General features: G+C 68.2%; 13 protein-coding genes. 4 read left to right on the forward strand and 9 right to left on the reverse strand.

The window, feature by feature from the left end:
• Positions 1-10: 10 nt before the first annotated feature.
• The 4 genes from B0I29_RS04075 to B0I29_RS04090 are packed head-to-tail and all read right to left on the reverse strand — an operon-like array spanning position 11 to position 3,441.
• The gene (locus tag B0I29_RS04075) at positions 11-976 is read right to left on the reverse strand and encodes a VOC family protein (RefSeq protein WP_111647483.1); all 966 of its coding nucleotides are present in this window, start codon (positions 974-976) and stop codon (positions 11-13) included.
• On the reverse strand, positions 969-2,036 hold the full coding sequence (locus B0I29_RS04080; protein ID WP_111647484.1) for a 4-oxalomesaconate tautomerase: 1,068 nt from the start codon (positions 2,034-2,036) through the stop codon (positions 969-971). The genes B0I29_RS04075 and B0I29_RS04080 overlap by 8 nt, the downstream gene beginning before the upstream one ends.
• Positions 2,033-2,719, reverse strand: coding sequence for a 4-carboxy-4-hydroxy-2-oxoadipate aldolase/oxaloacetate decarboxylase (locus B0I29_RS04085; protein ID WP_111647485.1), 687 nt, complete (start codon positions 2,717-2,719; stop codon positions 2,033-2,035). Before B0I29_RS04085 ends, B0I29_RS04080 begins: the two co-directional genes overlap by 4 nt.
• Positions 2,716-3,441 (reverse strand): PIG-L deacetylase family protein, encoded by a 726-nt coding sequence (locus tag B0I29_RS04090; RefSeq protein ID WP_111647486.1) that lies wholly within the window; start codon positions 3,439-3,441, stop codon positions 2,716-2,718. Before B0I29_RS04090 ends, B0I29_RS04085 begins: the two co-directional genes overlap by 4 nt.
• A gap of 180 nt (positions 3,442-3,621) precedes the next feature.
• On the opposite strand from B0I29_RS04090, the gene B0I29_RS04095 reads away from it, so the two are divergent.
• Complete coding sequence (locus tag B0I29_RS04095) at positions 3,622-4,383, forward strand: NAD(P)-dependent oxidoreductase (RefSeq protein ID WP_111647487.1); 762 nt, start codon at positions 3,622-3,624, stop codon at positions 4,381-4,383.
• Positions 4,384-4,442: 59 nt separating this feature from the next.
• Positions 4,443-5,420: an arabinan endo-1,5-alpha-L-arabinosidase gene (locus tag B0I29_RS04100; RefSeq protein ID WP_111647488.1), complete on the forward strand. Its 978-nt coding sequence runs from the start codon at positions 4,443-4,445 to the stop codon at positions 5,418-5,420.
• Positions 5,421-5,425: 5 nt separating this feature from the next.
• On the opposite strand, the gene B0I29_RS04105 is transcribed toward B0I29_RS04100, so the two are convergent.
• The 5 genes from B0I29_RS04105 to B0I29_RS04125 all read right to left on the reverse strand — a co-directional run bounded on the left by B0I29_RS04105 (position 5,426) and on the right by B0I29_RS04125 (position 9,750).
• On the reverse strand, positions 5,426-6,481 hold the full coding sequence (locus B0I29_RS04105) for an amidoligase family protein (protein WP_245972220.1): 1,056 nt from the start codon (positions 6,479-6,481) through the stop codon (positions 5,426-5,428).
• Between the two features lie 30 nt (positions 6,482-6,511).
• The gene (locus B0I29_RS04110) at positions 6,512-7,348 is read right to left on the reverse strand and encodes a hypothetical protein (RefSeq protein WP_146616713.1); all 837 of its coding nucleotides are present in this window, start codon (positions 7,346-7,348) and stop codon (positions 6,512-6,514) included.
• The gene (locus B0I29_RS04115; protein WP_181557682.1) at positions 7,345-7,878 is read right to left on the reverse strand and encodes a SigE family RNA polymerase sigma factor; all 534 of its coding nucleotides are present in this window, start codon (positions 7,876-7,878) and stop codon (positions 7,345-7,347) included. Before B0I29_RS04115 ends, B0I29_RS04110 begins: the two co-directional genes overlap by 4 nt.
• 140 nt (positions 7,879-8,018) lie before the next feature.
• Entirely contained in the window at positions 8,019-8,435 is a 417-nt protein-coding gene (locus B0I29_RS04120; protein WP_220091274.1) for a sporulation protein, read from the reverse strand.
• A gap of 331 nt (positions 8,436-8,766) precedes the next feature.
• Complete coding sequence (locus B0I29_RS04125) at positions 8,767-9,750, reverse strand: LacI family DNA-binding transcriptional regulator (RefSeq protein WP_111647992.1); 984 nt, start codon at positions 9,748-9,750, stop codon at positions 8,767-8,769.
• A gap of 179 nt (positions 9,751-9,929) precedes the next feature.
• Here B0I29_RS04125 and B0I29_RS04130 point away from each other — a divergent pair, with 179 nt between their 5' ends.
• Together B0I29_RS04130 and B0I29_RS04135 are read left to right on the forward strand one after the other, a co-directional pair.
• Positions 9,930-10,799 carry a carbohydrate ABC transporter permease gene (locus B0I29_RS04130; protein WP_181557683.1) on the forward strand — a complete coding sequence of 290 codons (870 nt, stop codon included), beginning with the start codon at positions 9,930-9,932 and terminating at the stop codon, positions 10,797-10,799.
• Positions 10,799-11,707, forward strand: a complete 909-nt coding sequence (locus B0I29_RS04135; protein WP_111647492.1) for a carbohydrate ABC transporter permease — start codon at positions 10,799-10,801, stop codon at positions 11,705-11,707. Before B0I29_RS04130 ends, B0I29_RS04135 begins: the two co-directional genes overlap by 1 nt.
• Positions 11,708-11,717: the final 10 nt, after the last annotated feature.

The raw sequence follows: 11,717 nt of genomic DNA on the forward strand, positions 1-11,717 counted from the left end.
CCGGTACGAGTCAGGCCCACTCCGCCTCGGCGAGCGGCGGAGTCCCGTGCGTGTGGAACGTCTCGATGGTCTTGAGACCCCACGCCTGACCCTTCGCGCGCTCCGCCTCGGTCCAGGTGATCACCTCGTGGTCCGGGGCGAGCAGCAGCCGGGCGCCGGCGTTGCACAGCTCGATCCGGTTGCCGCCGGGCTCCCAGACGTACAGGAAGAACGTCTGCTGGATGGCGTGCTTGTGCGGCCCGGTCTCGATGTGCACGCCGGCCTCGAGGAACACGTCGGCGGCGCGCAGGATGTCCTCGCGGGTGTCGGTCGCGAACGCCACGTGGTGCAGCCGGCCCTTGGTGCCGGTCCAGTCACGGGTGTAGACGACGTCGTAGGACTTGTCGGAGAACGTGTACCAGACCGCGGCCTTGACCCCGCTGTCCAGCACGATCTGCTCGCTGGCCCTGCCGGTCAATGCGCCGGAGACGAACGATTCGTTGACCGGCACGTCCTGGGCCAGGAAGTTGACGTGATCCAGCCGCCGCACGTTGGAGCCGCGGCCCGGGAATCGCGCGGCCTGGTTCTTCAGCGACGGCCGGGTCGCGTCCGAGGCCACGTACCGCTCGGTCTCGTAGTAGATGCCGAACGGATGCCCGTCCGGGTCGGTGAAGTGGAAGACCGGACCGTAGGCCGATTCGTCCTTGCTCCACCCCTCGCCGAACCCGGCCGCCGTGATCTCCTCGACCCGCCGGGCCAGGGCCTCCGGGCTGCGCGCCCGCAGCCACGTGCGCCCGATGCCGGAGGTGTTCCCGCCGGTGACCTTGACGCTGAACTTCTCGTAGTCGTCCCAGGCGTGCAGGTAGGCGCTGTTGCCGCGTCGCTCGACGACCTCCATCGCCATCTGGTCGGTGAAGAACCGGATCGTGTCGTCGAGAGTGGGCGTGAACAGCTCCACCGCCGAGACGTGGGCGATGTCGCGGAGTTTCTCAGCCATGGGAGATGACCCCTTCTTCAGTGAGCCGGGGATGAACCCGCCCCTCCATGATCAGGCGGGCGGTGCTGACGATGGCCGACGTGCCGGCGTCGAGATCGATCACCACGTCGGTGAATCCGGTCGGATGCTCGATCCGGATGGTGCTTCCCTGCGCATCCGCGTTCGTATCGATGGATGCCACGCTCCCGGGCAGCGCCACCGCCGTGCCGACGGTCACCGCCGCGAGCACCCCGATCTGCGTATGGACGCGATGCGGGATGAACATCCGCGTGCTCAGCGCGCCACCCTTGGCGGGCGGCGAGATCAAACACATCTTGGGTACGGTCGAAGCGCTGACGTCCCCGAGACCCATCAGTTTGCCGGCCGCGAGTCGCAGCTCCTCGATCCGCCGGCGCAGACGACCGTCGGCTTCCAGCTGGGCCGGAGTCTCATAACCGGTGACGCCGAGCGAGCGGGCGGTCATCACGACCACCGGCATCCCGTTGTCGATCAGCGTGGCCGGTGTGCCGTCCAGGTCGTCGACAGCGTTCCCGGTCGGCAGCAGCGAACCGGCGACCGAACCGGCCGTGTCCTGGAACTCGACGAGCAGCCGGGCGGCCGTCCCGGGAACCCCGCTGATCGCGGTGTCACCGGCATAGACCGGCCGGCCGTTGCTGGTCGGCACGTGCACTGTCGCCAGCGCGCCGGTGTTGACCATGCGGACGCGTACCCTCGTGGTGTCGCCGGAGGCGCTGACAAGCGCGCGCTCGATCGCGAAGGGCCCGACCCCCGCGAGGATGTTGCCGCAGGGCTGTTCGGCGCTGACCCGGGGCTGGTCGACCTGGACCTGCAGGAACAGGTAATCGACGTCGGCGTCCGGGTCGTCCGAACCGCTGATCACGGCGACCTTGCTGGTCAGCGGATGGCCGCCGCCGATGCCGTCGATCTGCCGCGGGTCGGGGGAGCCCATGATGCTCAGTAAGAGATCGTCGCGTTCGTCGTCCTGATCCGGCAGATCGGACTTCAGGAAATAGGCGCCCTTGGACGTGCCGCCTCGCAGGATCAGGACGGGGACGCTCACGGCTCGTCCACGTAGACGACGCCGAGTTCCGCCAGCAGGGGCCGCAGGTGGTACATGTCCAGGCCGAGCTCGCCGGCCGCGAGACGCTCCCGCTTGGACTCCTCGTTGGCGGTGCGTTTCCGGGCCGCCTCCAGGACCTCGGCCGCGCGCTCGTGCGCGACGACGACAACGCCGTCGTCGTCGGCGATCACCGCGTCACCCGGGTTGATCACCTGGCCGCCGACCACGATCGGAACGTTCACCGATCCCGGGCTGGCCTTCACCGTGCCCTGCGTGCTGATCGCCCGCGACCAGACCGGGAAGCCCATCTCGCGCAGCTCGGCGACGTCCCGCACGCCGGCGTCGAGGATCACGCCGATCGCGCCGCGCGCCCGCAGCGACGTGGCGAGCAGGTCGCCGAGCATCCCGTCGGTCGACGGCGAGGTCGTCGTGATCACCACGATGTCACCGGGCCGGACCTGCTCCACGGCGGCGTGGATCATCAGGTTGTCGCCGGGGTGGCAGGAGACGGTGACCGCCGAGCCGGCGATTCTTGCTCCTGCTTGGATCGGCTTGAGCGCCGGATCGATGGCGCCGCGCCGGCCGTCGGCTTCGTGAACGGTCGAGGAGCCGGCCTCGGCAAGCCCAGTCAGAATGTCGGGATTTATCTTCTTATTGCTGCGGACGACCACGTGGCGGCTCATGACAGCTCCTGCGTGACCTGGGGGTACAGCCGCATGTACGCCTCGCCGTAGGTGTCGTTCGGCAGGCCCAGGTTCGGCCCCGAGTTCCGGGCCGCCTGCAGGCCGCGCCGGCTGCCCAGGTCGGTGTAGTACGTGTGCAGGTGCTTCTGCGCCGCCAGGATCTGCATCGCCTCGCGCTTGCGCTCCCACACCGCGGTGATGTCGAGCAGCACGTTCGGGATGAAGCCGCACTGCTCGGGCTGGTGCGGCTCGAAGCAGAAGACCGGGGGAGCGCCGATCACCTCGCCGGGACCCTCGACACCGGGCGCCTGCGCGAGGATGCGGGCCTTGAGCGCGAGGGCGTGCGCGAAGGCGTGGTCACCGTTGTACGGATCGGCGGCCGCGTGGGTCAGCACGACGGACGGCTGCACCTCGCGGTACAGGTCGATCAGCCCCTGCAGCAGCGCGGGCGTCTCCACCAGCGGATAGTCGTTCGCGTCGAAGAAGCGGATCTCGGCGCCGAGCACCTTGGCGGCCTGCTCGGCCTCGTCGCGGCGGTGGGCCTTGACCTGGTCGAGGGAGTAACCCTTGCGCCACAGCGACGCGGACTCACCGCGCTCACCGAAGCTCATGCAGCCGATCACGACTCGCTGTCCACGGGAGGCGGCCAGGGCGATCGCGCCGCCGGCACGCCAGACGAAGTCGCCGGGGTGTGCGGTGAGTACCAGGGTGGATTCGGTCATCACGTGTTCCCATCCGAATTTCCGACAAGATTGTCAACAATCCGCGAGTCGGGGGCGTTCCTGTTACGCGGGAGTTGCCGGCCAGCGTAGGCTAGCGTGGTCGGCGAAACAATTGTTGACAATCCTGTCGCCGCATGGGAACACTCGGGATCTTGACGCTGGCTTCCGTGGAGGTGGGGCATGACCGTGATCGCTGTGCTGGGCCTGGGTGAGGCCGGCGGTCTCATCGCCGCCGACCTGGTCGCCGCGGGTGCGTCGGTGCGGGCATATGACCCGAAAGTCGCCACACCCACTGCGGGTGTGGCGGTGAGAACCAGTGATGCCGAGGCCTGCGAGGGCGCCGACGTCGTGCTCAGCGTGAACAGCGCGGCCGACGCGGAGCAGGCGCTGCGCGATTCGCTGCCGTCGCTGAAGCCCGGCGCGATCTGGGCCGACCTCAACACCGCGACACCGGCACTCAAGGAGCGGCTGGCCAGGTTGTGGCCGCAGACCGTCGACGTCGCCCTGATGTCTCCGGTTCCCGGCCGCGGTCTGCGCACCCCGATGACCATGAGCGGTCCGGCCGCCTCCTCGCTGTCGTCGATCCTGGGTGGTTATGGCGCCGAGACCGAGGTTCTTCAGGGCCCGGTCGGCGCGGCTGCCACCCGCAAACTGCTGCGCAGCGTCTTCTACAAGGGGATGGCCGCCGCGGTGGTCGAGGCCCTGGAAGCCGCCAAGGTGGCCGGCCTGGAGGAGTGGCTGCGCGGCAACATCACCACCGAGTTGATCCGCGGTAACGCCGATACCCTGGACCGGCTCGTCGACGGCTCACGCAAGCACGCCGTCCGCCGCCGCGACGAGATGGCGGCGGCCGCTGAGCTCCTCGGCGACCTGGGCGTGCCGGCCCGGGTCGCCGAGGCCAGCCGTGACTGGCTGGCCGATCTCATCAATGAAAAGAGTTGAGCAACCTTTTCAGCGCTGCAAGACACTGAGGGGTATCCCCCACCGAAAGGCGATCCCCCGTGAAAGCGCGCAAGCTCCTGCTGACCGCCGTGACCGCTCTGGTCGCGGCGTCGGCCAGCATCTACGGCCTGAAGATGGCCGACGCCGCCACCTACCCCAACCCGGGTCCGATCTCCGGCGCGACGTTCGCGCACGACCCGACGATGATCAAGCGGCCGACCGGCGGTTACCTGCTCGGGTACACCTCGCCCGGCATCGGTCTCACCACGTCCTCGGACCGCACCAACTTCGTCGCCGCGGGCAAGGCCTTCCCCAACGGCACGCCGTGGGCCGACGCGTACACCGCGAGTGACAAGAACCTGTGGGCGCCGGACATCAGCTATGTCGGCGGCAAGTACCTGATGTACTACTCGGCCTCCACGTTCGGCTCCAGCAAGTCGGCGATCTTCCTGGCCGGCAGCACGACCGGCGCGGCCGGCTCCTGGACCAACTACGGCAAGGTCGTCGAGTCCACCGCCACCAGCGGTTACAACGCGATCGACCCGAACCTGATCGTCACGTCGTCCGGTGAGTGGTGGCTGAGCTTCGGCTCGTTCTGGAGCGGCATCAAGCTCGTCAAGCTGAACGCGTCCAGCGGCAAGCGGGCCGACAGCACCGTCCACGCGATCGCCGAGCGGTTCGTGAACAGCAAGTCGATCGAGGCGCCGGTCATCTTCGAGCGCAACGGGTACTTCTACCTGTTCGTGGCGTTCGACCTGTGCTGCAAGGGCGCGTCCAGCACATACCGCGTCATGGTGGGCCGCTCCAAGAGCATCACCGGCCCGTACGCCGACAAGGCCGGCACCGCGATGACCGCCGGCGGTGGCAGCGAGATCCTGGCATCGCACGACGCGGTGTACGGCCCCGGGCACCCGGCCGTTTTCCAGGACGGTTCGCAGACCGTGCTGGCGTACCACTACTACCAGGCGAGCGGTGACGCCAAGCTCGGCATCAACCTGCTCGGCTGGGACTCGTCGAACTGGCCGTACGTGTACTGAAAGCCTTAATCGAGGCGGTCCGCCAGGGCATCGGCGGCCAGCTCCAGCAGGTCCTCGCCGATCGGTAGCGGCGCTGGGTCGAGGCAACGCTCCAGGAGCAGCTCGACCAGCGCCGCCCGGTCGACGATCTGGTTCTCGTCGATCATGCCGGGGAGGATGCGGACCTCTACGGTGTCGCGTACGAAATCGTCTTTGAGAAGTTGGGTGAGGTTGACGTCGAAGAACTTGGTCAGCTCGCCGTCGTGCGCGGCCTGGCGCAGTTCGTCGATTGTCGGGTTTTTCGGCTTCTTCGTGAGGGAGACCAGCGCTTCCGGGAGCGGCGCCAGACGGCGACATGCCGGGTTTGTCCCCAGCAAAGCTCGCAGCTCCTCGCGGTAGAACGCGAACAACCGCACCACATTCGACAGCGCCGGGGCGGAACGGAACGGCCCGCCGTCGAGGTGCAGGTGCACCGCCGCCTCGTGCGGAATCGTGAAGCCCAGCTCCCGCGCCGGCCCGAGCAGCTCGGCCAGCGCCTCACGATGGCCCGACGCCAGCGGGGGAGTGATTACCTCGCAGGGTCGTTCCCGCTCACCCGGCAGCGGCGCGGCCAGCGCGATCGTCGCACCGGCGGCGTCGTTCAGCCGGAAGACCTGTCCGTGCTGCTTGACCTCGGTGCCCCACAGTTTCGCGACCGCATCCAGGGCGACCGGCAGCCGGGACCCCGGATCACACTGGGCGGCCAGCAATCGCAGCAGCCGGCCGTCGTCGGTCAGGATCCGGAACCAGCCGGGAACGGCGGGCGCTCGCTGATCCAGACCGTGGAGCAGCGTGACGTCGTCGACGAGCGTGCAGAGAAGGGAGCCGTCGTCGCGGCGTACCTCGAAGCCCTGCGTCAGATGCAGGAACCGGCCGAGACCCGGTACCAGCGACGGCTCGCTGTCGTGGTGCCAGATCGGCCGGACGCTGCCCCCACAGCGCCCGGCCAGGTCGAACGCGAGCGTGCGCCGGCTGACACCGGGAGGCGCCATCAGCTCGATCTCGAAGCCGATCCGCCGGCGCAAGCGCTCGTTCGTACTCACGGGTGTCTTTCTTTCACGGTTTGCTTTCGTTCACGGTTTGAAGGGCAGCGTCTCGCCGGCCAGCAGCTTCTTGCCGCCGGCGACCTTCGCCGCGTACGCGTCATCGAGTTTCCACAGGTCAGCGAGCTTCACCGCGTCGTCGATGTCGTACCCGGCGTTGAAGAAGGCGCCCACCTGCGCGCTCTCCTTGTACTCCTTCGCCTGCTTCTTGTCGGCCGTGACGCCGGGAAGCTTCTTGCCGTCGAGGAGGCGCTTGCCGCCCTCGATCTTCGCGTCGTACGGGTCGTCGAGCTTCCAGAGCTTCGCCAGCTTCTCGGCGTCGTCCCAGTCGTACCCGGCGCCGAAGTACGCGTCGAGCCGCTTCTGGTCCTCGGTGTCGATGGTCGGGTCGGGATCGACGGTCGGCTCCTCGTCCGGGCTCGGCTGCACCGGCAGCGTCTCGCCGAGCAGCAGCCGGCGACCGGCCTCGGCCTTGACCGCGCCGATGTTCTCCGGGCTCATCTGCCACAGTCCGGCCAGCTCGACGGCCTCGTTGTAGCTGTAGCCGGCGCCGAAGAACGCGTCCCACTGCGCGAGCAGCTCCTGCTCGGCGGTTGACGGATCGGGGGACGGCTCGGCGGGCGCGCCCGCCGGAAGCCCGGCCACCGGCACACTCTGCGGTCCGGCCGGCAGGATGGCGGGCAGGTTCGCGACGCCCGCGATCAGGCCGGCGCTGAGCACCGCGCCACCGGCGGCCTGCGCGCCCCGAAGGCGCCACCGCCGCTTACGGGCGATCTCCTCGACCCGGGCGTACACCAAAGCCGGGTCGGGCGTCTCGTTCTCATGGGTCTGGAAGGCTTCGCGCAGCCGGTCAGCGTGCAGGGTCACGACCACTCCTCGGCGTGGATCCGTTGTCTCTGTTCTTCTTGTTCTTCTTGCTGTTCGAGGCGCAGTGTCCGCAGCGCTTTCGAAGCCTGGCTGCGAACCGTCGCGGGAGTGCATCCGAGCAGGTCAGCGATGGTCTCATCGTCGACCTGCTCGTAGTAGCGCAGCACCAGCACGGCTCGCTGCTTGCGGCCCAGCAACGCCAGCCGGTTCCACAACGCGTCCGCCTCGACCACGTCGTGCGCGTGATCGCCCACGCCACCCCGGGCAGCGTCGAGCTCCGCGAGCCGCTCACCGGCGGCGTGCACGTTCCGGAACGCCCAGCTGCGCCGCCACGACAGGTACTCGTTGAGCACCATCCGGCGCACATAGGCGTCCGGCGAGTCCGAACCGCTGATCCGCCGCCACTTGACCTGGGCACGAGCCAGCACTTCCTGCACCACATCCTGCGCGAGGTCGCGGTCGCCGGTGAGGACGACCGCGTACCGCAGCAGGCTCGGAAGGCGGGCCACCGCGAATTGCTCGAAGGTCACACCTATATCGACGCGCGACGGGACCGTTCCGTGCACTCGTTCAGAGAAAAAACTTTTTGGGTACGCGCAAACCACCGGCCGCTGACCGCATCCGGTGGACAGCGGCCGGCGCAGATGATGGAGCGGCCCGTGGCCGGTGGTCAGCGGTGGCCGCGGATGATCGAGCGAGCCACCAGGAATGCGGCCAGCAGCACAAGCTGCCCACCGGCGACGATCGCGTTCACGTTGACGGCCGGACGCCACGTGACACTGCCATCCTTGATCACATAAACCCCGGCCGGCCGCGCCGAGAACCCGAACCCGCCTCCGGACCCTTCACCCTGCGGCCGGTCCTCACCGTCAGCCAGAGCCTCCGAACCCCCGGCCGCTCCGGCCGCCCCGGCCGGCGTCGTCCCGCTTCCGGAGCCGCCCCCGCCACCACCGGAAATGATCGCCACCGGGATCACGATGACACCGTCCTGCTCAACCGGCGTACCGAAGACCCGCCCGGCTGCTGCCGCACCGGTCCCTTCCCGCGCCTGGGCCAGAATGTCGCTGCTGTCAGTCCTGGGAGCCATTGACATACCCCTTCACCGCAAAGCCACTTCGACCCACCCAGCCTGCCCCCACAGGTCAAGCCTCCGCAGCCCCAAACCCCACCCACGCGTGTCGATTTAAGGCGCAAGCCGCCCCCAAACTCGACACGCAACCCGAAGCCCGCCCGCGCGTGTCGAGTTGAGGCGCAATCCGCACCCGAAGTCGACACGCAGGCTGAGGTCCGTCCGTGCGTGTCGAGTTGGGGTCCGACCCACGCCCGAAGTCGACACACACGGCCGAGTTCGCCCGCGCGTGTTGAGTTGGGGTGCGGTTCGCACCTCAAATCGACACGCGGGGCGGAATGCGTCCTGGTCAGGGGGGTGGGGCTGTGCTGGCTCGGGGGATCAGGGTTGTGGGGACCAGGTCGGTGCCGGGTGGGGTGGGTTCCTGGTGGATCTGGTCGAGCAGCAGGTGGACGCATCGGCGGCCGACCTCGGCGAAGTCCTGGTGGACCGTGGTCAGCGGCGGGAGGTACGACGACGCGTCGGCGATGTCGTCGAAGCCGACGACGCTGACCTCGGCCGGGACCTGGCGGCCTGACTCGTGGAGGGCTCGCAGCACCCCCAGGGCCATCTGGTCGTTGGCGGCGAAGACCGCTGTGCAGGACGGGTCGGCGGCCAGGCGCAGGCCGGCGTGGTACCCGGAGTCGGCGGACCAGTCGCCGCGTTCGACGGGCGGGACCGGGCGGCCGGACTCCTCCAGGACCGTGCGCCAGGCGCCGGTACGGCGTTCCGCGGCATACGACTCGGCGGGCCCGGCCACGTGGTGAACCGTGCGGTGGCCGAGGTCCAGCAGGTGACGGACGGCCTGGCGGGCGCCGTCGGCCTGGTCGGTGTCGACGACGGGGTACCGATCGCCGGCGTCGGAGTCGACCACCACGACGTGCACGCCGGGCGGCAGGGTGACCGCGGCGGCGTCCAGCAGGTGCACCTCGATGATCAGGATGACGCCGTCGACGGCGAGCTCGCCCATCCTGGTGAAGGCGCCGAGCACGTTGTCCTGGGTGGGCATGCCGACCGGGATCAGGGTGATCGCGTAACCCTCGGCGGCGGCGTGGGTGGCGATGGCCTCGACGGTACGGCTGTTGCCGGTGGACGCCAGCCCGAAAAGGATCACGCCGATGGTGTTGAAGCGGCCGTATCGCAGGGAGCGGGCCGCGCTGTTCGGCCGGTATCCCAGCTCACGCATCGCGGTGAGGACCTGCTCGCGGGTGGACTCGACCACGCCGGCCTGGCCGTTGGCGACGCGGGAGACGGTCTGTGAGGAGACGCCGGCGAGGCGGGCCACGTCGGCCATGGAGACGCGCTGCTTGCGCCGCCCGCCGGGGACGTCCGAGCCGGCGCGGAGCCGCTGAGCTTCGATGGTGACTCCTTGACCGTGCCGGTGACCCATGCCACTATACGGCCAACCCGTTTACGTAAACATTCTGACATCCGCTCGAAATTGTTAACGTAAACATCCGTGGAAGGAGGGCAGTGTTGACCCGGCGTACGTGGATCGGCTGGCAGTTCACCGGTCCGTTCCTGGCAGTCTTCGCCTTGGTCTTCCTGGCCCCGATCGGCTACTCGGCGTACCTCAGCCTCTTTCGCAACAGGCTCGTCGGCGGCACCGTCTTCGTGGGCTTGGAGAACTACACCAAGGCCTTCACCGACCCGCAGTTCTGGGAGGCGGTGACCCGCGTCGGGATCTTCCTGGTCGTCCAGGTCCCGGTGATGTTGTTCCTGGCACTGCTGTTCGCCCTCGCGATCGACAGCGGACGCCTCTACGGCGTCGCGTTCTTCCGGATCTCGATCTTCCTTCCGTACGCGGTGCCCGCCGTCGTGGCCGCCCTGATGTGGGGCTTCATGTACGGCACCCGGATCGGCCTGGTCGGCAACATCAACGACGCGTTCGGCATCACGCTGCCCGACCCGCTCGCGCCCGACCTGATCCTCACCTCGATCGGCAACATCGTGACCTGGGAGTTCGTCGGCTACAACATGATCATCCTGTACTCCGGCCTGAAGGTGATCGACACCGCGCTCTACGAGGCGGCGGCGATCGACGGGGCCGGCCAGTTCCGGATCGTCCGGGCGATCAAGCTGCCGGCGCTGCGCGGGCCGCTCGTCGTCGCGACCATCTTCTCGATCATCGGCAGTTTCCAGCTCTTCAACGAGCCGCAGATCCTGGACACCCTCGCGCCGAACTCGATCACCACGTACTTCACCCCGAACGTGTACGCGTACCAGCTGTCGTTCGGCGGCCAGCAGGTCAACTACTCGGCCACCATCGCGCTGCTGATGGGCGTGGTGACGATGGTCGTGGCGTACCTCTTCCAGCACCGCAGCACGAAGGGGATGCTCTGATGGCTCTGGCTCCTCCCACGCTGCGTCCGCGCGTACGCAAGGCATCTGATCTTGCGGTTAAGAAACCGAATCCGAAGAGCAAGACGCTGACGCTGCTCATGTGTGTCGCGTTGATCTACAGCCTGCTGCCGCTGATCTGGCTGGCGATCAGTGCGACGAAGTCCCAGCAGGGATTGTTCGACTCGTTCGGTCTGTGGTTCGCCGGCGATTTCTCGCTGTTCGACAACGTCGCCGCCACGTTCGCCTACCAGGACGGCGTCTTCGGGCGCTGGCTGCTCAACACCTTCTTCTACGTGGTGCTGGGCGCGGGCGGGGCGACGCTGCTGGCGGCGCTTGCCGGGTACGGTCTCGCGAAGTTCGATTTCGCCGGCCGGAAAGTCGTGTTCGCCCTGGTCCTCGGGGGTGTGGCAGTCCCGCCGACGGCTTTGGCGGTGCCGACGTTCCTGCTGTTCGCGAAGCTGGGGCTCACCGACACGCCGTGGGCCGTGATCATCCCGACGCTGGTCTCGCCGTTCGGCCTGTACCTGATGTGGACGTATTCGCGGGACTCGGTACCGGACGAGATCCTCGAGTCGGCCCGGGTCGACGGCGCCGGCGAGTTCAAGAGCTTCTTCTCGCTCGCGCTGCCGCTGCTGGCGCCCGGCATCGTCACGGTCCTGCTCTTCAACACCGTGATGACCTGGAACAACTTCTTCCTCCCGCTGATCATGCTGAAGGATGCCGACCTCTATCCGCTCACCGTGGGCCTCTACTCCTGGAGCGAGCAGGCCACCACGGCCGGCGGGGACGTCGTCTTCAACCTCGTGATCACCGGTTCGCTGCTCACGATCGTCCCCCTAATCGTGGCGTTCCTGCTGCTCCAGCGCTATTGGCAGTCGGGATTGGCCGCAGGAAGCGTCAAGCAATAGATCCCGAAGG

This window comes from Actinoplanes lutulentus (assembly GCF_003259845.1).
Classification (GTDB): Bacteria; Actinomycetota; Actinomycetes; order Mycobacteriales; family Micromonosporaceae; genus Actinoplanes; species Actinoplanes lutulentus.

Coding starts and splice junctions, on each gene's coding strand:
- B0I29_RS04120 (WP_220091274.1), bottom strand. CDS start 8,435: ATGGCTCCCAGGACTGACAGCAGCGACATTCTGGCCCAGGCGCGGGAA.
- B0I29_RS04095 (WP_111647487.1), top strand. CDS start 3,622: ATGACCGTGATCGCTGTGCTGGGCCTGGGTGAGGCCGGCGGTCTCATC.
- B0I29_RS04075 (WP_111647483.1), bottom strand. CDS start 976: ATGGCTGAGAAACTCCGCGACATCGCCCACGTCTCGGCGGTGGAGCTG.
- B0I29_RS04125 (WP_111647992.1), bottom strand. CDS start 9,750: ATGGCCGACGTGGCCCGCCTCGCCGGCGTCTCCTCACAGACCGTCTCC.
- B0I29_RS04135 (WP_111647492.1), top strand. CDS start 10,799: ATGGCTCTGGCTCCTCCCACGCTGCGTCCGCGCGTACGCAAGGCATCT.
- B0I29_RS04090 (WP_111647486.1), bottom strand. CDS start 3,441: ATGACCGAATCCACCCTGGTACTCACCGCACACCCCGGCGACTTCGTC.
- B0I29_RS04085 (WP_111647485.1), bottom strand. CDS start 2,719: ATGAGCCGCCACGTGGTCGTCCGCAGCAATAAGAAGATAAATCCCGAC.